The organism is Micromonospora sp. II (genome assembly GCF_001709195.1).
Taxonomy (GTDB): Bacteria; Actinomycetota; Actinomycetes; order Mycobacteriales; family Micromonosporaceae; genus Micromonospora; species Micromonospora chalcea.
In genome coordinates, this window is sequence record NZ_LYXF01000024.1 from 618,655 (window position 1) to 643,231 (window position 24,577).

Annotated in this window: 23 protein-coding genes and 1 riboswitch; of the genes, 8 read left to right on the forward strand and 15 right to left on the reverse strand. The window is 74.4% G+C overall.

Annotated features, from left to right (window positions below; genetic code table 11):
• Nucleotides 1-65: 65 nt before the first annotated feature.
• Together A8711_RS32845 and A8711_RS14470 are read right to left on the reverse strand one after the other, a co-directional pair.
• The gene (locus A8711_RS32845; protein WP_255358569.1) at nucleotides 66-191 is read right to left on the reverse strand and encodes a hypothetical protein; all 126 of its coding nucleotides are present in this window, start codon (nucleotides 189-191) and stop codon (nucleotides 66-68) included.
• 33 nt (nucleotides 192-224) lie between these two features.
• Nucleotides 225-335, reverse strand: a riboswitch (SAM riboswitch).
• 69 nt (nucleotides 336-404) lie between these two features.
• On the reverse strand, nucleotides 405-1,880 hold the full coding sequence (locus A8711_RS14470; protein ID WP_069088492.1) for an NAD(P)/FAD-dependent oxidoreductase: 1,476 nt from the start codon (nucleotides 1,878-1,880) through the stop codon (nucleotides 405-407).
• A gap of 373 nt (nucleotides 1,881-2,253) precedes the next feature.
• Between A8711_RS14470 and A8711_RS14475 the strand changes: the two genes are divergently transcribed.
• Complete coding sequence (locus A8711_RS14475; RefSeq protein WP_083297013.1) at nucleotides 2,254-3,570, forward strand: hypothetical protein; 1,317 nt, start codon at nucleotides 2,254-2,256, stop codon at nucleotides 3,568-3,570.
• Nucleotides 3,571-3,634: 64 nt separating this feature from the next.
• A complete protein-coding gene (locus A8711_RS14480; protein ID WP_064445687.1) occupies nucleotides 3,635-4,087 on the forward strand; it encodes a hypothetical protein in 453 nt (150 codons plus the stop codon).
• A gap of 1 nt (nucleotide 4,088) precedes the next feature.
• Here A8711_RS14480 and A8711_RS14485 read toward each other — a convergent pair whose 3' ends face one another.
• A complete protein-coding gene (locus tag A8711_RS14485) occupies nucleotides 4,089-6,620 on the reverse strand; it encodes a hypothetical protein (RefSeq protein ID WP_069088493.1) in 2,532 nt (843 codons plus the stop codon).
• Nucleotides 6,617-7,951 (reverse strand): SWIM zinc finger family protein, encoded by a 1,335-nt coding sequence (locus tag A8711_RS14490; protein ID WP_069088494.1) that lies wholly within the window; start codon nucleotides 7,949-7,951, stop codon nucleotides 6,617-6,619. The genes A8711_RS14485 and A8711_RS14490 overlap by 4 nt, the downstream gene beginning before the upstream one ends.
• Before the next feature lie 59 nt (nucleotides 7,952-8,010).
• Between A8711_RS14490 and A8711_RS14495 the strand changes: the two genes are divergently transcribed.
• Both A8711_RS14495 and A8711_RS14500 read left to right on the forward strand, forming a co-directional pair.
• The gene (locus A8711_RS14495) at nucleotides 8,011-8,553 is read left to right on the forward strand and encodes a GNAT family N-acetyltransferase (protein ID WP_069088495.1); all 543 of its coding nucleotides are present in this window, start codon (nucleotides 8,011-8,013) and stop codon (nucleotides 8,551-8,553) included.
• A 38-nt stretch (nucleotides 8,554-8,591) separates the two neighbouring features.
• Complete coding sequence (locus A8711_RS14500) at nucleotides 8,592-9,002, forward strand: hypothetical protein (RefSeq protein ID WP_069088496.1); 411 nt, start codon at nucleotides 8,592-8,594, stop codon at nucleotides 9,000-9,002.
• A gap of 47 nt (nucleotides 9,003-9,049) precedes the next feature.
• Here the strand turns inward: A8711_RS14500 and pgi are convergent, their stop codons facing one another.
• Nucleotides 9,050-10,684, reverse strand: a complete 1,635-nt coding sequence (pgi, locus tag A8711_RS14505) for a glucose-6-phosphate isomerase (RefSeq protein WP_069088680.1) — start codon at nucleotides 10,682-10,684, stop codon at nucleotides 9,050-9,052.
• Between the two features lie 243 nt (nucleotides 10,685-10,927).
• Between pgi and A8711_RS14510 the strand changes: the two genes are divergently transcribed.
• The 3 genes from A8711_RS14510 to A8711_RS14520 all read left to right on the forward strand — a co-directional run bounded on the left by A8711_RS14510 (nucleotide 10,928) and on the right by A8711_RS14520 (nucleotide 14,778).
• Entirely contained in the window at nucleotides 10,928-12,898 is a 1,971-nt protein-coding gene (locus A8711_RS14510) for an ABC transporter ATP-binding protein (protein ID WP_069088497.1), read from the forward strand.
• 77 nt (nucleotides 12,899-12,975) lie between these two features.
• Entirely contained in the window at nucleotides 12,976-14,025 is a 1,050-nt protein-coding gene (locus A8711_RS14515; RefSeq protein ID WP_069088498.1) for an aldo/keto reductase, read from the forward strand.
• A gap of 210 nt (nucleotides 14,026-14,235) precedes the next feature.
• Nucleotides 14,236-14,778 (forward strand): RNA 2'-phosphotransferase, encoded by a 543-nt coding sequence (locus A8711_RS14520; RefSeq protein ID WP_069088499.1) that lies wholly within the window; start codon nucleotides 14,236-14,238, stop codon nucleotides 14,776-14,778.
• A gap of 7 nt (nucleotides 14,779-14,785) precedes the next feature.
• On the opposite strand, the gene A8711_RS14525 is transcribed toward A8711_RS14520, so the two are convergent.
• The 6 genes from A8711_RS14525 to A8711_RS14550 form a co-directional block, all read right to left on the reverse strand.
• The gene (locus A8711_RS14525; protein ID WP_069088500.1) at nucleotides 14,786-16,069 is read right to left on the reverse strand and encodes a sulfite oxidase; all 1,284 of its coding nucleotides are present in this window, start codon (nucleotides 16,067-16,069) and stop codon (nucleotides 14,786-14,788) included.
• Nucleotides 16,070-16,153: 84 nt separating this feature from the next.
• Nucleotides 16,154-16,792 (reverse strand): hypothetical protein, encoded by a 639-nt coding sequence (locus A8711_RS14530; protein ID WP_064445696.1) that lies wholly within the window; start codon nucleotides 16,790-16,792, stop codon nucleotides 16,154-16,156.
• On the reverse strand, nucleotides 16,789-18,195 hold the full coding sequence (locus tag A8711_RS14535) for a selenium-binding family protein (RefSeq protein ID WP_069088501.1): 1,407 nt from the start codon (nucleotides 18,193-18,195) through the stop codon (nucleotides 16,789-16,791). The genes A8711_RS14530 and A8711_RS14535 overlap by 4 nt, the downstream gene beginning before the upstream one ends.
• A gap of 16 nt (nucleotides 18,196-18,211) precedes the next feature.
• Entirely contained in the window at nucleotides 18,212-18,937 is a 726-nt protein-coding gene (locus A8711_RS14540) for an ABC transporter ATP-binding protein (protein ID WP_069088502.1), read from the reverse strand.
• Nucleotides 18,910-19,746 carry an ABC transporter permease gene (locus A8711_RS14545; protein ID WP_043323484.1) on the reverse strand — a complete coding sequence of 279 codons (837 nt, stop codon included), beginning with the start codon at nucleotides 19,744-19,746 and terminating at the stop codon, nucleotides 18,910-18,912. The genes A8711_RS14540 and A8711_RS14545 overlap by 28 nt, the downstream gene beginning before the upstream one ends.
• Nucleotides 19,743-20,717 (reverse strand): sulfonate ABC transporter substrate-binding protein, encoded by a 975-nt coding sequence (locus A8711_RS14550; RefSeq protein ID WP_069088503.1) that lies wholly within the window; start codon nucleotides 20,715-20,717, stop codon nucleotides 19,743-19,745. Before A8711_RS14550 ends, A8711_RS14545 begins: the two co-directional genes overlap by 4 nt.
• Before the next feature lie 141 nt (nucleotides 20,718-20,858).
• On the opposite strand from A8711_RS14550, the gene A8711_RS14555 reads away from it, so the two are divergent.
• Nucleotides 20,859-22,025, forward strand: a complete 1,167-nt coding sequence (locus tag A8711_RS14555) for an LLM class flavin-dependent oxidoreductase (protein WP_069088504.1) — start codon at nucleotides 20,859-20,861, stop codon at nucleotides 22,023-22,025.
• A gap of 30 nt (nucleotides 22,026-22,055) precedes the next feature.
• Here A8711_RS14555 and A8711_RS14560 read toward each other — a convergent pair whose 3' ends face one another.
• The 4 genes from A8711_RS14560 to A8711_RS14575 form a co-directional block, all read right to left on the reverse strand.
• Entirely contained in the window at nucleotides 22,056-22,565 is a 510-nt protein-coding gene (locus A8711_RS14560) for an NUDIX domain-containing protein (protein ID WP_064445701.1), read from the reverse strand.
• A 41-nt stretch (nucleotides 22,566-22,606) separates the two neighbouring features.
• Nucleotides 22,607-23,197 (reverse strand): NADAR family protein, encoded by a 591-nt coding sequence (locus tag A8711_RS14565; RefSeq protein ID WP_069088505.1) that lies wholly within the window; start codon nucleotides 23,195-23,197, stop codon nucleotides 22,607-22,609.
• 307 nt (nucleotides 23,198-23,504) lie between these two features.
• Nucleotides 23,505-24,146 (reverse strand): SRPBCC family protein, encoded by a 642-nt coding sequence (locus tag A8711_RS14570; protein WP_069088506.1) that lies wholly within the window; start codon nucleotides 24,144-24,146, stop codon nucleotides 23,505-23,507.
• The gene (locus tag A8711_RS14575) at nucleotides 24,143-24,508 is read right to left on the reverse strand and encodes a helix-turn-helix transcriptional regulator (RefSeq protein ID WP_069088507.1); all 366 of its coding nucleotides are present in this window, start codon (nucleotides 24,506-24,508) and stop codon (nucleotides 24,143-24,145) included. Before A8711_RS14575 ends, A8711_RS14570 begins: the two co-directional genes overlap by 4 nt.
• Nucleotides 24,509-24,577 lie beyond the last annotated feature (69 nt).

Genomic DNA, 24,577 nt, shown 5'->3' on the forward strand with positions numbered 1-24,577 from the left:
GCCGGCCCGCCGGACGGACGGCCGGGCCGGAGAAGGATGGATCGGAAAGAGGGGGTGGCGCTCGCTCAGCGCGCGAGGCGACAAGCGTCGCTGCACACCCGCATCAGGTCGACGTGGCGGCGCTTGACCAGCGCGAAGCGGGCCGGGTACGCGGCGACGTCGCCGGAGGGGGTGGAGGGTGGTACGGACATCGGTCTCCCTGGTCTGGTGCTGACCTGGGTGCCAGGCCACGCTTGCACCGGCGGCTGCCGGTGCCTGGTCTTCACCCGGGGCACCCCACCGCGGAGGAGGGTTGCCGGCCAGCGAGCCGGGGCTTCGCGCTGGCGCTCATGACCTGCCCAGAAGGCTAGCAGCACCGCCAGGGCGGCCGTCCAGCGGTTATGACCACCCTCACGCGCGGCGCCTTACCGACGGGCCGGGACGACCGGCGCGTCCCGGCCGGTGCCGTGCCGCGACGGGCTGCGCTGCTCGTGGTAGTCCTGTTCCACGTTGACGGTCCAGACGTCGTGCTCCGCGCCGTGCGCGATGTTCTCCGCGGTCAGCATCGCGGTGAGCATCGAATGGTCGGCGTTGTTGTACCGGTGCATGCCGTTGCGCCCGACCGGGTGCACGTTCGGCACGTTCGCAGCAAGCCAGCCCCGGATGACGTCGACGTTGCGCTGGTACCGCTCGTCGTAGACCGGGTACGCCTTCGGCATCCGGACCACGTAACCGGTCTCCACGCAGCCGGGCTTGACCAGGCCCAGCCGCTCCAGCTCGGCGGTGGCGAACGCGACCAGTTCGGCGTCCGGCGTCCGCCACATCTCGTCGCCCTCGAACACGAAGTACTCCAGCCCCAGGCACGTCCGCCCGTCCTTGACCAGGTACGGCGACCAGGAGCCGAAGTTCTGGATCCGGCCCACCCGGGCCGCCGGGTCGTGCACGTAGATCCAGTTGTCCGGGAATGAGAACTCCTCCGGCACCACGAGCGCGACGGTCAGGAAGTCCCGGTACCGCAGGTCGTCGGCGGCGGCCCGCACCTCGGGCGGCGCCTCCGGCCGCATCGCCCGCACCAGCGCGGAGATCGGCATCGAGGAGATCACATGATCGGCCGGCTCGGTCCGCTCACCGTCCGCGTCGACGAGCGTCACCGCTGTCGCCCGCCGGGCCGCCGGGTCCCGCCGTACCTCGGTCACCCAGGCGCCGGTGCGTACCGTGCCGCCGCGTCGGGCGACCTCCTCGGCGCAGCGCTCCCACATCATCCCGGGGCCGTGCTTCGGGTACTGGAACTCCTCGATCAGGCTGGTCACGTCCGTGCGGTCGCGCCGGGGCAGCAGCGCGTTGCGCATCGCGGTGGCCAGCGACAGGTTCTTGATCCGCTGGGCCGCCCAGTCGGCCTGCAACTGGTCCGCCGGCATCCCCCAGACCTTCTCCGTGTACGTCTTGAAGAAGATCGAGTAGAGCCGCCAGCCGAACCGCGCCGACACCCACCCCTCGAAGTGCGACTGGTCCTTCGGCGGGCGCAGCCGGGCCCGGCCGTACGAGGCCAGACAGCGCGCCGCCTCCAGCAGGCCGAGGTTGCGCAGCGCGTTCCCGGCGCTGAGCGGATAGTCGAACAGCGCCCCGCGGTAGTAGATCCGGCTCATCCGCGGCCGGAGCAGGAAGTCCTCGTCCGGCAGGATCTCGTGCCAGAAGTCCTCGACCCGGGACACCTTGGTGAAGAAGCGGTGCCCGCCGATGTCGAAGCGCCAGCCCTCGCGCTCCACGGTCCGGCTGATCCCGCCGACCACGTCGTCGGCCTCGTAGACCCGGACCGGCTCGCCGTGCCGCAGCAGCTCGTACGCGGCGGTCAACCCGGCCGGCCCCGCCCCGATGATCACGGTTCCGTCGCCGTCACCCATGCCGTCCGCGCCCCCTGCCGCCAGCCTCCCGATGCGGCACCGCGCATACCCGTCCTGCCGCCGTCCTCACCTGCGCACCCACCCCGATGCGCCGCCCACCCACCCCGCCCCACTCCGCCCCGACCCGACCCGACCCGGCCCCGTCGATCATGAAGTTGACGGCGTTTGGTGTCTGATTTGTCGCCGCCAACCTCATGATCGACGCGGGCATGGGGGCGTGCCGGACAGGTGTGTGGGCGGGCCGGACGGGGCAGGCCGGAGGGGTGTGGGCCGGACGGGTGCCGGCGGGGACGGGTGTGGGCGGGGGCGGACGGGGAATGCGGGCCGGGTTTCCGGCCGGCACGTCGGCCAGGGGCCGACCGGTGGGAGCGCGATGACGGAGGAGCGGCGGGTCGATCCCGGTGGCGCGGCCGACCCCGAACGCGCGGCCGAATCCTTCCGCGCGGCCGAATCTGAACGCGCGGCCGGCCCTGCCGTCGGGGCGCGCTCCGGGCGTACCCGGTGGTGGTCGCGTGGAATCCGGGTCGTCCGCGGGGTGCCCGAGCCGTGGGGATTCGTGTTCGCCGTCTTCGTCGGCTCGAAGCTCGTGCTCAGCCTGCTCGGCGTGCTGGTGCTGGCCGCCTGGGACGGGGTGCCCGGCGCGCCGCCGGCCGGCGAGACCGGGATGCGGGAGCAGCAGGACGCGATCTCGTCGCACCGCTGGTTCTCGCTCTGGTTCGCCTGGGACTCGTTCCTCTACGAGCACCTGGCCCGGCTGCCACTGGACCGGCCGTGGCCGGACTTCGGCTTCCCGCTGCTCTATCCGTTCCTGGCCCGGCCGCTCGCGCCGCTGCTCGGCGGTCACACCGCCTGGGCTCTGCTGCTGGTCAGCAACGTGGCGCTGGTGGTGCAGCTCTACTTCGCGTACCGGCTGGGGGGCCGGCTGCTCGGCGGCGCCGCACCGGCCGACGGCCGGCGAGCGGTCCGGTACCTGCTGCTCCTGCCGACGGCGTTCCTGTTCCAGGCGGCGCTCACCGAGTCCCTGTTCGTCTGCCTGGCGCTGGCCACCTTCTGGTACGCCGAACGACGCCGCTGGCTGGTCGTCGGCGTGGTCGGCTACTTCCTGGCGATGAGCCGCTCCGTCGGCTTCCTCGTGGTGGCGCCGCTGGCGCTGGTGCTGCTCCGCCAGCACGGCTGGCGGGCCGGCCCGCGCGCGTGGCCGCGACTGCTGCGCGAGGGCTGGCCGCTGGTGCTGGTGCCGGCGGGCTGGCTGACGTTCATGGCGTTCTGCCGCTGGCAGAGCGGGGACTGGTTCGCCTACCAGCACGCGCAGGAGACCGGCTGGGCGATCCGGTTGCAGAACCCCGTCGCGACGGCGGTGTCCGCGCTGACCGGCGGCAACTCGGCCGACGCGCTGCGGGTGTGGATCGCGGTGGCGACGCTGGTGGTGGCGGTCGTCGGGCTGCGCCGCCGGGCCGACTGGCCGTACCTGGTCTACACGCTCGTCGTGGTGCTGGTGCCACTGTCGATGGGGCCGCCGGTGTACAAGAGCCTCCTGCGCTACCTGCTCGCCGCGTTCCCGGTCGCGTTCGTGCTGGCCCGCTGGGCTCGCCGGCCCGGCCTCGACGGCTGGCTCACCGCCGCGCTGGCGCTGCTGCAGGGCGCGTTGTTCGCGGTCTGGCTCACCTACTGGACCCACCTGATCATCTGACGGCCGCCCCGGCCCGCCGCCCCGTCGTCCGGCGCTCCGCTCGGGCGGACCGCAGAATGGGCTGATGACCGATCGGCGGGTGACCCTGGACGACCTCGGCGCCTGGTTGATCAAGGGCAACGCGGACGCGGTGGACCTTACGGCCCGCTTCGCCGCCGACCCGCGCGTCACCGGCTGGTGCGTCCGCCCCGGCTACCGGGTACGCCTGATGCGCGCCGGCCAGCCGGTGGTGTTCTGGGCCAGCGGCAGCCGGGGCCGGACGCCGTACGGCGTCTGGGGCGTCGGGCGGATCGCCGCCCCGCCGCAGCCCGGCGCGCCGGGCGAGCCGTGGACCGCGCCGCTGGACCTGACGATCCTGGACGAGCCACTGCGGGTACGCCGCGAGGTGCTGCGCGCCGACCCGCGGCTGGCCGGGGCCGAGGTGCTCCGGCAGCCGCAGGCGGCGAATCCCTCGTACCTGACCGTGGCGCAGTTCGACGCGCTGTGCGCCTACCTGCCCGGCGACGGGGGCGGCTGACTCAGGCGGCCAGGGCGGCGGCGAGCCGCCGGGCCTCGGCGACCAGCCGGCTGCTGCCGCCCCGGGCCACCACGTCGGCCAGCCCTGGTACCTCGATCCGGACGCCCGTCGCGGTCGCCGCCTCCGCCGCCAGCGCGAGCAGGTCCGGCGTGCCCCGCGGTGGCGTCGGCCCGGCCAGCAGCGGCGGCAACGCCGCGGCGAGCAGCCGCCAGACGCTCAGCCGGGCGCCCGCCGCCAGCGCGTCCCGCAGCGGCGTGACGGCCCGGGTGAGGATCACCTGCCCCTGCGCCCCCATCTCGCCCAGATGCCCGCCCACCGCCGGCGCGTTCAGGTCACCGGCGGCGGCCAGGATCAGCAGCGCGTCGAGCGCGGCCACCCGGTCCGCCTCGTGCCGGGCGCACAGCCCGTACGCCACGGCCAGGTCCAGCGCCGGACCGCCCGCGCCTGTGCACTCGGCGAGCGTCAGCAGGACCGGCCCACGCCCGGCGAAGTCCTCCTGGGCGGCCATGGCCAGCTCGGGAAGGACCTGGGCGGCGACCACGCCCCGGTGGCCGGGCAGGACGGCCGGCCACAGGTGCCCGGCGTCGAAGATCCGGCGGCCGATCGCCGCCGGCCGCACAGTGAGCAGGCCGAACCGGTCGTCCACGTCGGCCGGTGGGGTGAGCGCGACGAGCCGCCGTCGTTCCGGCAACTGGTCGTAGCTCCAGTCGTAGCGGCCGGACCGGTCCCGCCGGCCCACCGTCACCACCTCCTGCACCGGCGCCGGCACGCCACCGCCGCGCAGCCAGGCCGCCAGCTCGACGCCGCCCGGCGTGCCGAGCGCCTCGGCGCGGGCCGCAAGCGGCTCGTCGACCCCGGCCGGCAGGCGCAACAACGCCTGCGTGTAGTCCCACCTCCAGTACGGACGGTCGCCGAGCGCCGCCAGCCGCTCGTAGAGCACCTGCGGTTCGACCGCCCCGGTGGCCGAGGTGGGCGCGGACAACAGCCCTGGATCGTCACGGCCGTCCAGGCGCTGCCCGGCCTCGGCCAGCCGGAGGCGGTATAGCCACATCGGCGCGGGGCGGCCGGAGGCCACCGCGGCAGGCCCGCCACCGGCCGTAGCCAGCGTCGAGGCCCAGCCGTCGCGGCGCCGGGTGGCGTCCCCGATACGCGCGACGAACAGCAGCAGCCGGTCGATCTCGAACGAGGGGTCGGACCGGGCCCAGATGTGCTCGTACTCGGCCACCTGCTCCCGGCGCAGCACCGGCGCCAGCGCGACCTCGAGACGGTCGCGGTCACGGGTGCCCAGCCGCAGCAGCCCGTCCATGACCCGTTCCAGCACCGAGGCCGGCCACAGTCCGCGCAGTGTCGCCGCCACCTCCTCCACCAGCTCGTCCACGTCGGCGATCGGCGGTGGCGCGGCCGGCGCCGGCAGCGGCGGCGGCAGGTCGTCACGAGGCTCGGCCACGGTGGCGACCGCCACCGGCCGGTGACCGTGCCGCTGCGCCAGCGTCAGCGCGCGCTCGCGCAGTCCGGCGTCCGGGTGACCGGCCGCCACGGCGAGCACCGCGCCGACCTCCGTGGCCTGATCCGGGTGCTGCCGGGCCAGCCGGTCGAGCCAGGTCAACTGTGCCCGGACCAGCGCCTTCTCCGGCCGGGCCAGCACCGTCCGGGCGGTTTCCCACAGCGCCTCCGGCTCGGCGGCGTCACCGGCCTCCCGCAGCGTCCGCTGGGCGGCGCGGGCCACCGGCCCCGGCCCGTCGGCGAGCAGCCGCAGATAGGCGCTCGACCGCACCGCCACCTCGTCGGGGGTCGGCGCCAGCAGGTCGTGCAGCGCCAGGAACGGGCGCAGCGCGCCGGGCCGGTCGCCGCGCAGCAGCCGGCCGAGCACGCCGTTGAGCAGGGCAGCGCGGTCGAGCCGGCCCTCCGCCGCCAGCGCCGCCAGCGCACGGGGCAGGGCATCCGCGTCCGTGCCCGCGCCGTCGCCGCGGGCCAGTTCGGTGCCCACGCCGTCCACCTCGAACAGGCGCGGCAGCAGCGCGTCCAGGAACGGGTCCGCGCGCAGCCGGTCCACAGTGGGTGGGCGCGTCCCGCGTGGGGCCGGGGAGCCCTGTGCGGCCGCCCACCCGCGCACGAAGTCGTCCCCGGTCGGCGGCGGCGCCTTCTCCGCCAGCAGGAGACCGGCGACGAACCGCCAGCCCGCGAGCATCCGGTCCCGGGGCAGCCGGTCGGCCAGCTTGTACGCCACGTCCGCCAGCCAGGTCACCCCGCGTTCCCGGGCCACGTCGACCACCGGCGCGGCGTCGACGCCGCTCAGCCAGACCGAGCGGCGGCCGAGCAGCGCGGCCACCTTCGTCGGCGTGCTCAGCGTCCCCACCGCTGCGACCGCCAGCGTCGCCGCCTCGCCCTGCCACCACCAGGCGTCCCGCCTGCGGCGCACGTCGGCGACCAGTTCGTCGCCGAGCGCCCGCCGGGCCGGCTCGTCCAACCCGGCCAGGGCGGAGCGGACCTCGGACATCCTGCCGCGCACCACCGCCTCGACGAACCCGGTCACGACAGCACCTCCACCGGCGCCGCGACCATCGACACGGCCAGCGCGTGCCGGCACGGCCCCCGCTGCCCGCGGTGCCGCGCCCACCAGCGACAGGTGCAGGAGTATGCGCCGTCCGGGTGGCGGCGCACCCGGTAGACCTCGGCGTCGGTGCGTACCGTCGCGTCCTCGCCGTCGCGCTCGACCGCGCCGCGCTCGACCAGCGCCCGCGCGCCGAGCAGCCGCGGGTTGTCCCGCTCCGCGCGGCCCGCGTCGTAGGGCATCACCCGGTGGAAGTACGCCCCGTCCGCCACGTCGTACCCGACCCGCCCGGCGGTGCCCAGCTGGGCGAGCGCGGCACGCACCCGCCCGTCGGGCAGCGCGGCGGCGTCGGCCAGCGCGGCCACGTCGATCGTCGGATCCCAGTTGAGCAGCGCGCCCACCAGTTCCGCGTCGTCGACCACGTCGTCACCGGCGAGCGCCGCCAGCGCCGCGCCCTCGCCGGAGAACCCCCGGTACGGCTCGGGGGACAGCGTCAGCGACACCCGCAGCGCCCCGGTGTCCAGCTCCCACGTGCTCGGCACGGCCGGCGATCCGGCGCGCACCGCCGGGCCGTACACCCGCAGCGTGCGGGCGTGGCGCAGCACGCCGCGCAGCGCCGCCAGCCGGCCCGCGCCGGCCAGGCAGACCGCGCCCGGCGCCGGCCGGGAGGTCAGCCGCAGCGTACGCCCGGCGGGCACCGCCCACAGCACGCTGCGGTCCGTCGCGGCGGGCAGCCGGCGCAGGAACGCCGCCGCCTCCGCCGCCGGGATCTCGGCGCGCGGCTCGAAGCCGGCGGTGAGCACGTGCACCTCGGCGAAGCCGCGCAGCCAGCGTCCGGGCAGCGGCACCTTCCGCTCGACCACCGAGCCGTCCATGGTGGAGACGGTCAGGTCGTCCGGGCCGACCGCCACGTGCAGCGGCTCGATGCCGCCCACCCGGGCCAGCGCCTCCCGCAGCGGCGGGTTCACGTCCACGTTCGTGGTGCCGTGGCCGCTGATCTCGCCGTCCAGCCCGGCCGGCAGGACGTCCATCCGGGCGTACACCCCGCAGCAGCCGGAGAACGACTCGAACCGCAGGCGGCCCCGGCTGCCGGTGACCACCGGGTCCAGGCTGGCCGGGTTGACCGGCTGGTGGTAGCGGGTGCGGGCCACCTCGGCGACGGCGAGCAGCCCGGCCGCCGCGACGGCCGGGGCGGTGAGGAACCCGGCGAAGAAGCGCGGGTTGGCCGCCGGGCCGCCGCAGGTCTGCAGATCGAGACCGGCGGCGCGCAGCGCGGACGGCTGAAGGTATCGGTACGTCTGGACGGCGTTCACGGCGCAGACCGTAGAGGGACCGACCGACAAAAGCGCGACGGTCCTGCTAGCTTCCTCGGATGTTCGCCCACGCCCTCACCGACGACGCGGAGCTGCGTCCACTGTCGCCCTGGCACGCCGACGAGTTCCTGGCCAACCTCGACCGCTGCCGCGAGCACATCTCGCCGTGGGTCGGCGCGTCCTTCGTCGCCACCGACGCCGAGTCGGCCCGCAAGGTCCTCCAGGCGTACGCCGACCGGTGGGCCCGCGACGACGGCGGCCTCTGGGGCATCTGGCAGCGCGGCACGCTCGTCGGCGGCGTGCTGTTCGTGTCGCTGAGCACCGCGCGCGGGGTGTGCGAGGCGGGCTGCTGGCTGGAACCGGGCGCCGAGGGGCAGGGCCTGGTCACCCGTGCCGCGCGCGTGATCATCGACTGGGCGGTGCGGGAGCGCGGCATCCACCGGGTCGAGTGGATCACGAAGGCCGGCAACGACCGCAGCATCGCCGTCGCCAAGCGGCTCGGTATGAGCCGCGACGGCGTCCTGCGCGGGGCCGCCGCGACGCCGGAGGGCCGCGCCGACATGGAGGTCTGGTCGGTGCTGGCGCCGGAGTGGACGACCTGACCGCCGAAACTGTCGTACCCGGACGTGAACATGTGTCCATGGCTGTCCCCGCACTGGCCGACCGGTCCCCGCAGCCGCGCGCCCTGCCGCTGCGCGAGGTCCGCACCCGGCTCACCCAGCTCGTCTCCCTGGCCGAGCTGACCGACACCGTCACCCTCGTCACCCGCGACGGCGATTCCCGCCCGATCGCCGCGATCGTGCCCGCCCCGGCCGCCCGCACCGGGGCCCAGGCGCGCGCCGACGCCGAACGCGTCGCAGCGATCAGCGCCGGCTGGGCCCGCCGCCTAGAGGAGCTGCACCAGCAGTCCGGCCGGCGGCACGCCGCCGAGTTGCGGGCGCTGGCCGACGCGCTGGCCGAGGCGTGGGCCGAACTCGACCGCCGCGCCCCGGCCGGCGACCCGGCGCTGATCCGGCTGCGCGCGGCGCACGCCGACCTGCTGCGCCGCTGACCCGTGGCGTCCCGGCCGGTCGCGCGCGGGACGCCACGGGTACGCGGTCAGCTCCGGCCGCGCTCGGCCCGGTAGCGGCGGATCAGCTCGGCGGTCGAGGTGTCCACGTCGGCCAGGTCCGGGTCCGGCCCGGTCAGCTTCGGCGCGAGCTGGTTGGCCATCACCTTGCCCAGCTCCACACCCCACTGGTCGAAGGCGTTGATGTCCCAGACCGCGGCCTCGGTGAACGTGATGTGCTCGTAGAGCGCGATCAGCTGGCCCAGCGTCGACGGGGTGAGCTTCGGCGCCAGGATCGACGTGGTCGGGTGGTTGCCGGCCATCACCCGGTGCGCCACCACCTCGGGCGCGGTGCCCTCGGCCTCCACCTGCTCCCGGGTCCGCCCGAACGCCAGCGCGGCGGTCTGGGCGAAGAAGTTCGACATGAACAGGTCGTGCATGTCGCCCAGGTCGTGGTTGGGCCGGCTGAACGCGATGAAGTCCGCCGGGATCAGCCGGGTGCCCTGGTGGATGAGCTGGTAGAAGGCGTGCTGGCCGTTGGTGCCCGGCTCACCCCAGAAGATCTCCCCGGTCGGGTACGTCACCGGCGAGCCGTCGACGCGTACCGACTTGCCGTTGCTCTCCATGGTGAGCTGCTGCAGGTAGGCGGGGAAGCGGTGCAGGTACTGCGAGTAGGGCAGCACCGCGTGGGTCTCCGCGCCGAGGAAGTCGGTGTACCAGACGTTGAGCAGGCCGAGCAGCGCCGGCACGTTGCGTTCCACCGGAGCGGACCGGAAGTGCTCGTCGACCGCGTGGTAGCCGGCCAGCATCTCGCGGAACCGGTCCGGCCCGATCGCGAGCATCACCGACAGGCCGACCGCCGACGGCAGCGAGTAGCGTCCGCCCACCCAGTCCCAGAAGCCGAACATGTTCTCCGGGTCGATGCCGAAGTCCCGGACCCGCTGCTCGTTGGTGCTGACCGCGACGAAGTGGCGGGCCACCGCGTCGTCGTCCGCGTCCAGCCCGGCGAGCAGCCAGCGCCGCGCCTGGTCGGCGTTGGCGAGCGTCTCCTGGGTGGAGAACGTCTTGGAGACCACCACGAACAGCGTGCTCGCCGGGTCCAGGTCGGCGGTCTTGTCGTGGATGTCGGTCGGGTCGATGTTCGACACGAACCGGCAGCTGATGCCCGCGTCCCGGTACGCCTTCAGCGCCTCGTACGCCATCACCGGCCCCAGGTCGGAGCCGCCGATGCCGATGTTCACCACAGTGGTGATCCGCTCGCCGGTGTGGCCGCGCCACGATCCGGAGCGCACCCGCTGCGCGAACGCCGACATGCGGTCCAGCACGGCGTGCACGTCGGCGACCACGTCCTGGCCGTCCACGGTGAGTGAGGCGTCCGCGGGCAGGCGCAGCGCGGTGTGCAGCACGGCCCGGTCCTCGGTCACGTTGATGTGCCGCCCGGCGAACATGGCCGCGATCCGGTCGGCCAGCCCGATCCGCTCGGCGAGCGCGCCGAGCAGCGCGACGGTCTCGTCGGTGATCAGGTTCTTGCTGTAGTCCACGTGCAGGTCGGCGACCTCACCGGTGAGCCGCTCACCCCGCTGCCCGTCGGCGGCGAACAGGTCGCGCAGGTGCGTGCCGCGCATCGCCTCGGCGTGCTTGCGCAGCGCCTGCCATTCGTCGGTGGTGGTGACGTCCACAGCCATCGGGTCGATCTTCTCCTTCACGACGGGCGGTCGGCCGGCCTGCGCCGGCGAACCCCACAAGCCTGCCACCCGGACCGGTCGCGCGCGACGCGACCCGGCGGCGACCACCGTGCGGGCGGTCTTTCGCCCGCCGCCCGGTGGACACGCGGTTGGGACGCCTGTACGACACGCCGAACACGGGGAGACATCTGTCGATTGCGGAACGTAAGCTCCGGAGTCGTCGGCGTACCGGAGGAGACGCGTATGGCAGCGGTTTTCGGTCCTCGGCGCCCCTCGGACGAGCACCCGCCGGACGAGCCCGCCCCGGCCGGGAGCGCGGCGGGCGACGAGACGTCGCTGCCGGAGCTGGCGGACGGGCACTGGATGAACCGCGCCACCGAGTTCGCCCACACCAGCTTCTGGTCGGTGGCGCGCCGGCTGCCCGCCCTCGTCCGCGAGGCCATCGGCCTGGCCTGGGCGACCAGCCGCCGAGACACGCTCGCCTCGATCGGGCTCAACGTGGTCGCCGGCCTGCTCACCACCTTCGGCCTGCTCGCCACCACCGGCGTGCTCCGGCAACTCTTCGCCGACGGGCCCACACCGGACCGGATCCGGGCGGCCCTGCCCGCGCTCCTGCTCGCGGCCGCCGCCGTGACGGCCCGGGGAGCGCTGACTGTCGCCGCCGGCTGGGCGCAGGCGCGGCTCATCCCGCAGATCAACTACCAGGTGGAACTCCGGCTGTTCGAGGCGACCACCGCTGTGGAACTCGCCGCGTTCGACGACGCCGGCTTCGCCGAGGAGATGGATCGTGCCCGGGATCGGGGCATGGCCGAGGCCGCGTCGATCGTGGACCACACCGTGAACCTGGTGACCGGGGTCGTGGGTGTGCTGGCCACCGCCGCCGCGGTCACCGTCATCCAGCCCGTCCTGCTGCCGTGCCTGCTGCTCGCCGCGGTGCCCGAGGCGGTCACCGCGGTCAAACTGGCGCGGCGGCAGTACCTGGCGCTGCTGGCCTGGATCACCCGTCGCCGCCGGATGTACCTGCTGGCCCGTTTGATGGCCGATCGGCACACCGCCGCCGAGATCCGTGCCTACCAGATGCGGGACTTCCTGCTGGCCGAGTACCACCGGATGATGACCGTCGAGACCCAGGCCCAGCTCCGGCTGGCCCGTTCGCAGACCGTCACCCGAGGACTCGGCCTGTCGGTGACCGGCGTGGCCGCGTTCGCGGTCTACGCTGTACTGGGCGGGCTGCTGATGGGCGGCGTGGTCGCGCTGGCGGCGGCGGCCACCGCGCTGCTCGCGCTCCAGGCCGCGCGGACGAGCCTGCGCACCGCGATCTTCGCCACCAATTCGCTCTACGAGGACGCGCTCTACTACCAGGACTACCGCGACTTCCTCGACCGGGCCACCCGGCGGATCCCGGCCGGCGGGCACCTGCCCGTCGACGGGTTCACGCGCATCGACGTCGAGCGGGTCAGCCTGCGCTACCCGGACACCGACACGGCGGCGGTCGACGAGGTAAGCCTCACGTTCCGGCGCGGTGAGGTGATCGCGCTGGTGGGGGAGAACGGCTCCGGCAAGACCACGCTCGCCAAGCTGATCGCCGGCCTCTACCGGCCCACCGGCGGCACGATCCGCTGGGATGGCGTGGACACCGCCGAACTGGACCCACGGCAGACCGCCGCCCAGGTCGCGGTGATGAGCCAGGACTGGTGGAGGTTCCCGTTCACCGCCCGGCAGAACATCCGCGTCGGCCGCCACGACCGCGCCGACGGGCCCGGCCCCAGCGTGGAGACCGCCGCCCGCGACGCCGCCGCGCACGACATGATCAGCGAGCTGCCGTTCGGGTACGACACGCTGCTGGACCGGCAGTTCAAGGACGGCCAGGACCTGTCCGGCGGGCAGTGGCAGCGGCTGGTGGCCGCACGAGGCCTCTACCGCGACGCCCGGCTGCTGATCTGCGACGAGCCGTCCGCAGCGCTGGACGCGCGTGCCGAGCACGCCCTCTTCCAGCATCTGCGGCGGCACCCGGACCGGGCCGTCGTGCTGATCACCCACCGGCTGGCGAACGTGCGGCACGCCGACCGGATCTTCGTGATGGACCACGGCCGGCTCGTGCAGTCCGGCAACCACGACACGTTGATGGCCCAGGGCGGGCTCTACCGCGAGCTGTTCGAGTTGCAGGCGGCCGGCTACCTCGCCGGCAGCGCGGAACCCGCCGCCGACGGTTGACCTCCAGCGCACTCGAACTCCTACCGTGACCGGACCGCGCGCCATCCGGCCGGCGCGGTGCGAACCAGGGAGCTCACATGCGCTATCGCGTCCTCGGCGGCACCGGCATCGAGGTCAGCGTCCACTGCCTCGGCACCATGATGTTCGGCGCGGTCGGCAACCCCGACCACGACGACTGCGCCCGGATCGTCCACGCGGCACTCGACCGCGGCGTCAACTTCGTGGACACCGCCGACATGTACTCGGCCGGCGAGTCCGAGGAGATCGTCGGCAAGGCCCTGCGTGGCCGCCGCGACGACGTGGTGCTCGCCACGAAGGTCCACTTCCCGATGGGGGAGGGGCCCAACCGGGGCGGCAACTCGCGCCGCTGGATCGTCCGTGCGGTCGAGGACAGCCTGCGCCGGCTGGGCACCGACTGGATCGACCTCTACCAGGTGCACCGCCCCGACCACACCACGGACGTCGAGGAGACGCTCGGCGCGCTCACCGACCTGGTCCGGGCCGGGAAGATCCGCGCCTTCGGCTGCTCGACCTTCCCGGCCGAGGAGATCGTGGAGGCGCACCACGTCGCCGAGCGGCGTGCGCTGGGCCGATTCCGCACCGAGCAGCCGCCGTACTCGATCCTGGCGCGCGGCGTCGAGACGTCGGTGCTGCCGGTGTGCCGCCGCTACCGGATGGGCGTGCTGGTGTGGAGCCCGCTGGCCTCCGGGTTCCTGTCCGGCCGCTACCGGCAGGGGCGGCCCGTCGACCTCGGCGCCGGCCGTCCGGCGCTCACCCCGGCCCGGTTCGACCCGGCGCTGCCGGGCAACGCCGCCAAGTACGCCGCCGTCGAGGAACTGGTCGCGCTCGCCGACGAGGTTGGCTGCACGCTGCCGCAGCTCGCCGTGGCGTTCACCGCCGTGCATCCGGCGGTCACGTCGACCATCATCGGGCCGCGCACGATGGACCAGCTGGACGCGCTGCTCGCCGGGGCGGAGCTGACGCTCGACGACGCGGTGCTGGACCGTATCGACGAGATCGTCCCGCCGGGCACGAACCTCTACCAGCCCGACGGCGCCTGGTCCCCGCCCACGCTGACCGACCCGTCCCACCGCCGCCGCCCCCTCCCAGCCCGAGCCGCTGCCTGACCCGTCCCGCCCACCCGCCCTTTCCCCGTCCCTCCTTCCTCGCCGCCCTCGGCTCCCCGCCCGTCGATCATGAAGTTCCGGCCCCGGCAAACAGCGCGATCCGGACACCCGAGGGGCGGAAACCGCAAGATCGGCGGCGCGGGGGCAAGGCGGGGAGGGCAGGTGGGGAACTGCGTCGACAGGGGGCGAGGGCGGCTCCACACTGGACGGGTGGAACATCGCGATCTTGTTCGGGTGAGCAAGCGGCTGTCGCTGGCGTTGCGGCACCGGCCCGACGCGTACGGCCTGCGGCTCGACCGGGCGGGCTGGGTGCCGGTCGCGGACGTGCTCGCCGGGCTGGGGATCAGCCGCGCCCACCTGGACGCCGTGGTCGCGGGCAACGACAAGCAGCGCTTCGCGGTGGAGACCGGCCCGGACGGGGCCGACCGGATCCGCGCCAACCAGGGGCACTCCGTTCCGGTCGACCTCGGCCTCACCCCGGCCGCGCCGCCGCCCCGGCTGTTCCACGGCACCGGCGAGGCCGTGCTGGACGCGATCCGGGCGCAGGGGCTGCGCCGGGGCGGGCGTCACCACGTACACCTGTCACCTGATGTGGCGACGGCCCGGCGCGTCGGCGCGCGCCGGGGCGGCGCGGTGGTGGTGCTGACCGTGGACGCGGCGGCGATGGCCGAGGCCGGGTACCTGTTCTACCGCTCGGCCAACGGAGTGTGGCTCACCGACACCGTGCCGCCGCCCTACCTCGGCACCACCTGAGCGGGCGTCAGCGGACGGTGACCGGGTGGGCCACCACGGCGTCGAACAGGTACGCGAGGTCGTTCACGGCGGCCCGGTCGGGCTGGACGACGCCGGTGCAGTCGGTGGCCCGGGCACGCAGCGTGTGCCGGCCCGTGGCCGGCGGGCGCCAGCGGACGGTCCAGCGCTGCCAGGCGCCGCCCCGGTCCGCGGTGACCAGGTCGGCCGGGCGCCACCCGTCGCCGGTGTCCACCTCGACGTGCGCGATCGGGCCGTTGCCGGACCAGGAGCGGCCGGTCAGCAGCACCTCCTCACCGGCCGGCAGCCGGGCGTCCCAGGGCAGCTCGAACGCGCTGCGCACCGGCTGGGCGGTGAGCGCGGTGCCGCCGGCGGGGTGGCCGGGGCCGAACATGCGGTAGAACTGCGTGTTCCACGGCGAGAACAGCGGGGTGGTGGAGACCTCGATCGCGCCCACCCACTTGATCGAGGCGATGCCGACCCAGCCGGGCACCACGACCCGCACCGGGAAACCGTGGTCGGCTGGGAGCGGCTCGCCGTTCATCTCGTACGCCAGCAGCACGTCGTCGAGCGCCTTCGCGACCGGCATCGGACGGCGTACCCGGCCGAGGTTGACCCCGCCGGAGACGTAGTCCGGGTCGAGGCCCTCGGGCATCACGTCGACCGCCTCGTCGCGCAGCCCGGCCAGGCGCAGCACCGTGCCGAGCCGCACGCCGCGCCAGCGGGCCACGCCGACGCTGCCCAGCCCCCACGCCACGCCCGGGGCGGGGTCGCCCTGCTGCTCGGCGAAGTAGCGCCGCCCGTTGCCGGCGCACTCCAGCAGTGCCGCGTGCTCCTCGGCGGGCAGCCGGCGCAGCTCGTCGAGGTCGAACTCGACCGCGTCGTCCCGGGTCGGCGCGCCGCGCAGCCCGTCGCCGAACAGGCGCAGCCGCCAGGTGGCCGCGTCCAGGTGCGGCGTGACCGTGTGGTTGCGGACGAAGAAGCGGTCGATCGGGACCACGTACCCCTGACCGGCCATCGACGGCCAGCGCATCTCGGCGTTGGTGTCCAGCGGGCGCAGCAGCTCCGCCGGCAGCGGCTTGACGATCGGCGCGCCGGGGTCGACGCCGACCGGCGCGGACGTCACCGCTACCGGCTCGCGCTCCGCGGCGGCGGCGGTCACCGCAGCCATCGCCGCGCCCACCTCCAGCAGCCGGTCGCGGTCGACGCCCGGCCCGTGTGCCTGCCCGGCGAGCCACTGCCGGCTCCGGTCGGCGTCGTGGACGGCTTCGGCTGAGGACGAGGACTGACTCACGGCTGACCTCCGGGGTGGGCGACGCTGCCTTTCCTATTCAACCAGTAGGACTTCCCGTCGATCCATAGCAGGTCGGCGGCACGGTCACGCCGCGCCGATCAGCGTCACCACCCCGGCCACCACGAGCACGCCGGCCCAGAGCCGGTCGACGTTGAACCAGGCCCGGCGCAGCACACCGACGCCGAGCACCTCGTACACGGCCACGGCCACGGCCAGCGCGACGCCGAGCATGGCGGCGGTGTGCACGGCCGCCGCGAACAGGCCGGTCAGCGCGCCGGCCGGCGCGGCGGCGAGGTGTCCGGCGTGCGGGCCGCCGCCGACCGCCGGTTCGGCGAGCAGCACCGGCAGCAGCATCAGGCCCGCGCCGTGCGCCGCCGACATCAGGAACGACCAGGCGGTGAGCTGCGCGGCCGACAGCCGCATCCCGGCCCACCGGAAGTGCCGGTCGGACAGCAGCCGCCACAGCCCGAACCCGACGAGCAGCACCCCGCCGGTGACCGCGACCGCAGTGCTCGCCGTCACCGACCGGGTGGCGCTGACCAGCGCGGCGACCACCGCCACCGACGCCAGATGACCGGCCGCGATCGGCGGCAGCGCCGCCAGCAGCGCCGCCCGGCGGCGCTCCTGCAGGCCCCGGGCCACCGCGAACAGCCAGCCCATCGCCGGGTTCAGGCCGTGGAACGCGCCGAGGCCGGCCAGCGCCGCCCAGGTCGCGCCGGTCACGGGAAGCAGTACGAGTCGGACGACGCGTCGCCCCCCTGCAACCGGGTCTGGTGCACGCGCAGGCCGCGGAACTCCTCCCCGCGCGGGAAGAACCGCGGATCCGGCACGAGGCCGCCGTGCTCCGGGTCGACGTCGAGCTTCGCCACCCAGGCACCCACCCCGTCGGGGTAGAACTGGTCGTCCCAGGCGCCGTAGAGCGAGTTGCTGACGTAGACGCGGCGGCCGTCGCGGCTGATCTCGACCATCTGCGGGCCGCCGGCCAGCGGCTCGTCCGGGTACGCCGGGTGCGGCGTGCGGTTGACGATGCCGCCCAGGCGCACCGAGCCGACGCGTACCGGGTGGAACGGGTCGCTGACGTCGTAGCGGATCAGCTCTCCGGTGCCCCAGCAGGAGACGTGCAGGAACCTGTCGTCCACTGACAGGTCGATGTCGGTGACCAGCGGCGGCACCGCCCCGAACGGCTTGAGCAGGTCCGGCAGGTCCGCCGGGTCGGCCGGCTCGGCCGGGATGTCGATCACCTTGGTCACGGCCCAGGCGTCGCCGTCGCGGTGCCACAGCCAGATCGAGGCGGACAGGTCCTCGACGCTGATCACCACGCCGACGAAGCCGTACGACTTCGTCGGGTCGTGCGCGGGGCGCAGCTCCAGCGGCATCTGGTACTGGTCGCCGAGGTCGACGCGCTGCACGTGCCGGCGCTTCGCCAGGTCCCAGAAGTGGATCGCGTGCCCGTACTTCCGCCCCAGCAGCAGTTCCCCGACGATGCCGTCCTCGATCATCGACGGCGTGCCCCACTCGCTGGTGACCAGCACGTCCTGCGTGTAGTGCCACCAGAAGTCGTACGCCAGGAACTGCGGCCCCCGGTCGGCCTCCCACGCGCCGCGTACCTCGAACGTGGTGTGGTCGAGCACGGCGATGCCGCCGGGCCCCTCCTGCCCGTCCGCGCCGCCGAGCGCGGAGACGTAGATGCCGTCCGGCCCGCAGTGCACGGTGTGCGGGCGGGAGTATCCGGCGCGCTTGCCGAGTTCCTCCGGGCCGATCACCTTCACCAGTTCGGGGCGGCGCGGGTCGGGCTTGGTTTCGAGCACGTGGATCCGGGACGAGCGCAGGCCCGGCACGATCAGGTAGCGGCGTTCCACGTGCGGGTGCGGCGCGGTGGGGCAGAGCGCGCTGCTGCAGGCGTTCCAGCCGAAGTGGTGCAGCTCGTCGCCGGTGTTCGGCAGCTCGGTCCAGCCCACCACCCGGCCGTACGAGTCGGAGTCCGGGTCGGTGTCGAGCACCGCGATGGCGTCGGGGCGCTGCCCGGCGCGGTCGAACGCGGCGACGTACGCGAGTTTCTCGGCCGGCGCGGTGGCGGCGAGCGCGGGGGAGGGGTAGAAGGTCGGGTCGGGGGTCCAGCGGGTCATCGGTTCTCCCTCGCGGTCAGCCGGCGGGTACGCCGAGGCGGTCGAGCAGGTGGCGGCGCAGCGCGCCGAGGGCCGGGTCGTCGGGGCTCGGGGTGGGGCCGAGGCGTACCGGCACCTCTTCGGCGATCACGCCGTCGTCGAGGAGCAGGACGCGGTCGGCGAGCAGCAGCGCCTCCTCCACGTCGTGGGTGACCAGCAGCGCGGCGAAGCCGTGCTGGGCGCGCAGCCGCCGCAGCAGCCCCTGCATGCGCAGCCGGGTCAGCGCGTCCAGCGCGCCGAACGGTTCGTCCAGCAGCAGCAGGTCCGGTTCGCGGACCAGCGCGCGGGCCACCGCGACCCGCTGCGCCTGCCCGCCGGACAGCTCGGCGGGCCAGGCCCGGCCCCGGTCGGCGAGCCCCACCTCGGCCAGCGCGCGGCCGACCCGGTCGCCCACGTCCGGCCCGGTCAGCCCGAGCGCCACGTTGTCCGCGACCCGCTTCCACGGCAACAGCCGGTGCTCCTGGAACACCACGGCGGCGGTGCCGTGCACCGCGTGCTCGCCGCCCGCGTCGCCGTCGAGCCCGGCGAGCACGCGCAGCAGCGTGCTCTTGCCGGATCCGCTGCCGCCCAGCAGCGCCACCGTCTCCCCGGCGCCGATGGTCAGGTCGACCCCGGCCAGCACCACCGCCGGGCCGAACGATCGGGTCACCGCGCGTGCGGTGAGCACCGGCCCGGTCAGGTCGCGCGCAGTCCGCGTCGCCACGCCAGCGTCCTCCTCTCCGCGTACCGGATGAGCAGGTCGGAGGCGAGCCCCAGCAGCGCGTAGATGAGCAGGCCGAGCACCACCACGTCGGTCTGGCTGAACTCGCGTGCCTCCATCATCAGGAAGCCGACGCCGGTCTGCGCGTTCACCTGCTCGCCGACGACCAGGCTGAGCCAGGCCGCGCCGATGGCCAGCCGCAGCCCGAGGAACAGCGACGGCAGCGCGCCGGGCAGCACCACGTGCCGCAGGCGGGCCGCCGCGCCGAGACCGCAGGTGCGCGCCGCCTCGACCAGGCGTTCGTCGATGTCGCGGATGCCGGCGTACGTGTTGAAGTAGATCGGGAAGAACGCGCCGAGCGCGACGAGCGTGACCTTCAGCGACTCGCCGATGCCGACCCAGATGATCAGCAGCGGGACCAGGCCCAGGTGCGGCAGCATCCGGGCCATCTGCACCGGCGGGTCGACCAGGTCGTCACCGAGGCGCAGCAGCCCCGCCGCCGCGCCGAGCACCAGCGCCAGGCCGCCGCCGATGAGCAGGCCGAGCGCGGCGCGGGTGAGCGAGTCGAGCAGGTGCACGCCGAGCGTCCCGTCGCGCGCCAGCCGCCACCCGGTCGCGAGCACCGCGCTGGGCGCGGGTAGCTTCTCCGCGGCGAGCAGGCCGGTGCGCGCGGCGACCTCCCAGGCGAGCACCAGCACGACCGGGCTCACCGCGCGCCGCCACCGCCGCGAGGCGCGGGCCCGGGACCGCCGCGGCGTCGCCCGATCGGGTACGACAGCGGGGATCGCCTCGGCCAGCGCCGGACCGCTCACTGGAACGCCTCGTTGAACCGGCCGTCCACCCGCCCGGCGATGTCGACCGGTCCGGGCACCAGCTTCAGCTCCACGAAGCTGTCCGCGATGGCCTGCAACTCGGCGCCGATCTCCGGGGTGACCGGGGCGAGCGGCTTGGCGCTGCGGGCCAGCGCCCGGGTGGCCACGTCGAGCGGGATCTTCAGCTCCGGGGCGAGGACGGCGGCCCGCTCGGTCGGGTGGGCGATGCCCCAGTCGGTGGTCTGCCGGTACGTGTCCAGGAACGCGCGTACGTCGGCGGTGCGGTTCTTCACCGCGTCCGGCGCGGCCAGCACGTACTCGCGGTTGCCGGCCAGGCCGGTGGCGTCGGCGAGCACCCGTACGCCGGGCTGCTCGGCCAGCGCGAAGTAGGGATCCCAGATGATCCAGGCGTCGACCTGCCCGTTGTCGAACGCGGGCCGTCCCTCGGCGGGCTTGAGGTACTTCACCTTGATGTCGGCGAGCGTCATCCGGTTCGCCTCCAGCAGCTTGACCAGCAGCCAGTGCACGTTGGAGCCCTTGTTCAGCGCGACCGTCTTCCCGCGCAGGTCGGCGAATCCACGATACGGGCTGCCCGCCTTGACCAGAACCGCCTCGCCCTGCGGGATCGGCTGGGACGTGCCGACCACGGAGAACGGGATCTTGCCGGCGGCGGCGAACACGGGTGGGGCCTCGCCGACCTGGCCGATGTCGATCGAGCCGGCCTTGAGCGCCTCGGTCAGCGCCGGGCCGCTCTCGAACAGCGACCAGGTGACGTTCTTCGCGTCGCCGCGCGCCTTGACCAGGCTGAGCCCGCCGAAGCGCTGGTAGCCGATCCGCAGCGGGCCGTCACTGCCGCCGCCGCTGGCGTCGGCCGCCTCGCCGCCGCAGGCCGTCAGCGCCGTCGCGGCCAGCAGCGCGAGGGTGGTGAGCAGCGCGGCCGCCGGCCGGCGGCGGGTTCTGGGGGTACGCATGGCGACTCCTCGGGGAGGGATGGACCCGGCCATCGACGGGCGACAGCAACCTACCAACCCGATAGGTTTTATGGGTAGTCTGTCGGCGCGGTCGTCCCACCACTCAGGAGACGGCCCGTCCGACGCGCACCGGAGGCCCCCATGTCGCTCACCTTCCACTGGTTCCTGCCGACCTACGGCGACAGCCGGGACATCGTGGGCGGCGGACACGGCGTACCGGTCGGCACGGCCGGTGGCGCGCGACCCGCGAGCGTGGCGTACCTGGGGCAGATCGCCCGCACCGCCGAACAGCTCGGCTTCGCCGGCGCGCTCACCCCCACCGGCGCCTGGTGCGAGGACGCCTGGCTGACCACCGCCATGCTCACCGAGGTCACCGAGCGGCTGAAGTTCCTCGTCGCGTTCCGGCCCGGCCTGCTCTCACCCACCCTCGCCGCGCAGATGGCGTCCACGTTCCAGCGCCTGTCCGGCGGGCGGCTGCTACTGAACGTGGTCACCGGCGGCGAGTCGGCCGAGCAGCGCGCGTACGGCGACTTCCTGGACAAGGACGCCCGCTACGCGCGTACCGACGAGTTCCTGCACGTGGTGCGGGCGCTGTGGCGCGGCGAGACGGTCGACCACGACGGCGCCCACGTGCGGGTCGAGGGCGCCCGGCTCGGCCGGCTGCCCGACCCGGTGCCGCCGGTCTACTTCGGCGGGTCGTCCGGCGCGGCCGGGCCGGTGGCCGTCCGCCACAGCGACGTGTACCTGACCTGGGGCGAACCGCCCGCGCAGGTGGCCGGCAAGCTGGACTGGATCCGCGGGCTCGCCGCCGAGGCCGGTCGCGAGCTGCGGTACGGCATCCGGCTGCACGTGATCAGCCGGGACACCGCCGAGGAGGCGTGGGCCCAGGCCCGCAAGCTGCTCGACGGCATCCCCGAGGCTGACGTGCGCGCCGTGCAGGAAGGGCTGCGGCGCAGCGAGTCCGAGGGGCAGCGGCGGATGCTCGACCTGCACGGCGGCTCCCGCGACGGGCTGGAGGTCTCGCCGAACCTGTGGGCCGGATTCGGGCTGGTACGCGGCGGCGCGGGCACCGCACTCGTCGGCAGCCACACCGAGGTCGCCGACCGGATCGCCGAGTACCACGCGCTCGGCCTGGACGAGTTCATCCTCTCCGGCCACCCGCACCTGGAGGAGGCGTACTGGTTCGGCGAGGGCGTGCTGCCGATCCTGCGGCGGCGCGGGCTGTGGCGGCACCCGGCCGGCGAGCCGGAGATCGAGGCGCCGGCCGCCGTGCCGTTCTCACCCCAGCCGGTTCCGGCCCGCGGCTGACCGCGCCGCACGCTGCCGGGGCCGGTCCGGTCAGAGCGGGCGTTGCCCGGCGAGGAAATCGGCGAGCACCCGGGTGTGCGTGGAGAAGGCCAGCTCGACCGGATCGGTGAGCACCAGCCACTCGGTGGCCTCCTCGGTCGGCGCCGACGGCGGCAGGTCACCGATAGCCCGCTCGGGCAGCACCCCGAAGACCATCATGGTGCCGCCAGCCGGAGCGCCGTGCACCGCGAACAGCCGCGCCTCGCCGGCCTCGGCCAGCAGCCCGGTCTCCTCGCGCAGCTCCCGCACGAGCGCCTCGGACCACTCCTCGCCGTACTCGACGAAGCCACCCGGGAGCGCCAGCAGCCCCCGGGCCGGTTCGATGTCGCGGCGTACCACGACCACGCCGAGCCCCTGCGGCGTGCGGACCGGCAGCACCGCCACCGCGACCGGCAGCGGGTTGCGCCACACCGTCTCGCCGCACGAGGAACAGACCCGCGGCCACCCGGCGCCCGCCGGGTAGGCCGCGCCGCAGAAGGAGCAGTGCGAGTACGGGGTCACGCCGCAGCACGTTACCCGCACCTGCCGCCCGAGGTCAGACGTCACCCCCTCTGGCCGGCGAGCTGGGCGCGCGCCTCCATCAGGGCGAAGCCGAGCAGGTTGTCGCCCCGCCAGGTCGCCGGGTCGGCGGCTCGCGGGTCGTCGGCGGTCAGGCCGATGCCCCAGACCCGGTCCGTCGGGCTGGCCTCGACGAGCACCCGGTCGCCGGTGCCGAGCAGGAACCGCCGCAACGGCTCGTGCTGGGCGAACTTGGCCACGCTGCCGGCCACCACGATCTCGTAGCGGCGGGCCGCCCAGGTCGCCTCGTCGAAGTCGCGCACCTGCCGGCCGAGCGCCTTGGCCCGGTGCGGGTGCCCGGCGGCCAGCACCCGCTCGGCGACCGCCAGGTCACCGAAGAGGGTGGCCTTGTGCCACATCATCCAGTGCTCGGCGGTGGCGAACTCCCGGCCGTCCACTGTGAACGCCGCCGGCCACCACTGGCTCAGGCAACCGGCGCCGACACCGCCGTCGCGCTGCGGCCGGTGCCCCCAGAAGCGCAGATACTTGAACGTCGCGCCGGTGTCGAGCGCGGCGGTCAGGTCGGCGACGGAACGGATCGGCATGCCCCGCAGTCTGCCCCACCCCACCGACATCCCACCGCCGCTTTTCGCCCCCGACAAGGCGCCGTCATCCACGCCGATCACCCGCATCTCCGCCGGGACAACGACGGATGTCCTGCTTGGAGAGGCCTGCTCCACATCACGAGATGCAAAGAGATCTTGGAAGGAAAAGGCTCCTATGGCGACCCTTTCCTTCCAAGATCTCGAAGAGCTCGACCGAGCCCGTCGATCTTGCGATTTGGTGCCCCGCAAACTCCGTCAAACGGACATTCTGAGGGCCCAAACCGCAAGATCGACGAGGAGGGGGAGGGGAGGGCGGGGAGAGGGAGGGAGAGGAGGGTCAGGGCGTGGGGGCGCCTGTGTAGAACGCGGTGACGCGCTCGCCCGCGGCGTGTGCCTCCTCGGCCGGGGTGCCGGCTTCGATGCTTGCCTCCGTCCAGCTCCTGCTGGACTCGGTGACGAAACGGAGGCCCTCGGGTGAGGCCATCCACTCGGCTGCGGCGGCCGGGTCGACGCCCGTGCCGTCGGCCGCGAAGTGGGAGGCCAGCCCGACCAGCGCCAGGTCCCAGCCGATGCCGACCGCGCCCGGGCCGTACTCGGCCCACCGCTGGTCGTCGACGTGTGCGACGTGTTCCAGCTCGAAGCGGGTACGCCCGGGGCCGGCCTCGCGCAGCCGCACCTCGATCCAGCTCACCTCGTCGCCGAACTCCCAGGTGGCGGCGAAGCCGTGCGGCGGGTCGCAGCGTTCGACGGTGCCACCGGCGTTGCCCTCCAGCTGGTAGCGGCCGCCGAGGCTCAGGTCGCCGGAGACGGGCAGGAACCAGCGCGGTATCCGTTCCGGGTTGGTGCAGGCGTCGAAGACGTCGTCCACCGGCGCGTCGTACGTCTGGGCGATGGTGAGCACCCGCGCCTGCCCGGCGGGGAGCGTGCGGTCGCCGATGCGGCGCTCGACGGCGCTGATCTGTCCGGTCACGTCGATCATGGTTCGGTCCTCTCGTCGTCGGTGTCGTCTGCGCGCAGCCGTCGTTCGCGGCGGCCCCGGGCCAGCTCGGTGGCGAGCGCGGCCAGTGGCGGCGTCCAGAAGCGGCGGAACCCGTCCAGCCACGCGTCGATCTCGCGCAGCGGGCCGGGGTCCACGGCGTAGAGCCGGCGGGTGCCGTCGGCGCGCACCGTGGCGAAGCCGTGTTCGCGCAGCACCTTGAGGTGCTGCGAGACGGCGGGCTGGCTGATGCCGAACTCGCGCCGCACGGTCTCGCCGAGCGCCCCGGCGGGCTGCTCACCGTCGGCGAGCAGTTCCAGGATCCGGCGGCGGACCGGGTCGCCGAGAACGTCGAAGGCGTGCACGACCCCTTTGTATCAGACGAGGCTTATATAAGCGAGCGCTGACGCGCTGCGGGACGCCCGTCGCACCCG

Bases quoted from the DNA above. Each gene is read 5' to 3' on its own strand.
- A8711_RS32845 (WP_255358569.1), bottom strand. From the start codon at position 191: ATGTCCGTACCACCCTCCACCCCCTCCGGCGACGTCGCCGCGTACCCG.
- A8711_RS14470 (WP_069088492.1), bottom strand. From the start codon at position 1,880: ATGGGTGACGGCGACGGAACCGTGATCATCGGGGCGGGGCCGGCCGGG.
- A8711_RS14475 (WP_083297013.1), top strand. From the start codon at position 2,254: ATGACGGAGGAGCGGCGGGTCGATCCCGGTGGCGCGGCCGACCCCGAA.
- A8711_RS14480 (WP_064445687.1), top strand. From the start codon at position 3,635: ATGACCGATCGGCGGGTGACCCTGGACGACCTCGGCGCCTGGTTGATC.
- A8711_RS14495 (WP_069088495.1), top strand. From the start codon at position 8,011: ATGTTCGCCCACGCCCTCACCGACGACGCGGAGCTGCGTCCACTGTCG.
- A8711_RS14500 (WP_069088496.1), top strand. From the start codon at position 8,592: ATGGCTGTCCCCGCACTGGCCGACCGGTCCCCGCAGCCGCGCGCCCTG.
- pgi (WP_069088680.1), bottom strand. From the start codon at position 10,684: ATGGCTGTGGACGTCACCACCACCGACGAATGGCAGGCGCTGCGCAAG.
- A8711_RS14510 (WP_069088497.1), top strand. From the start codon at position 10,928: ATGGCAGCGGTTTTCGGTCCTCGGCGCCCCTCGGACGAGCACCCGCCG.
- A8711_RS14515 (WP_069088498.1), top strand. From the start codon at position 12,976: ATGCGCTATCGCGTCCTCGGCGGCACCGGCATCGAGGTCAGCGTCCAC.
- A8711_RS14535 (WP_069088501.1), bottom strand. From the start codon at position 18,195: ATGACCCGCTGGACCCCCGACCCGACCTTCTACCCCTCCCCCGCGCTC.
- A8711_RS14550 (WP_069088503.1), bottom strand. From the start codon at position 20,717: ATGCGTACCCCCAGAACCCGCCGCCGGCCGGCGGCCGCGCTGCTCACC.
- A8711_RS14555 (WP_069088504.1), top strand. From the start codon at position 20,859: ATGTCGCTCACCTTCCACTGGTTCCTGCCGACCTACGGCGACAGCCGG.
- A8711_RS14565 (WP_069088505.1), bottom strand. From the start codon at position 23,197: ATGTCGGTGGGGTGGGGCAGACTGCGGGGCATGCCGATCCGTTCCGTC.
- A8711_RS14570 (WP_069088506.1), bottom strand. From the start codon at position 24,146: ATGATCGACGTGACCGGACAGATCAGCGCCGTCGAGCGCCGCATCGGC.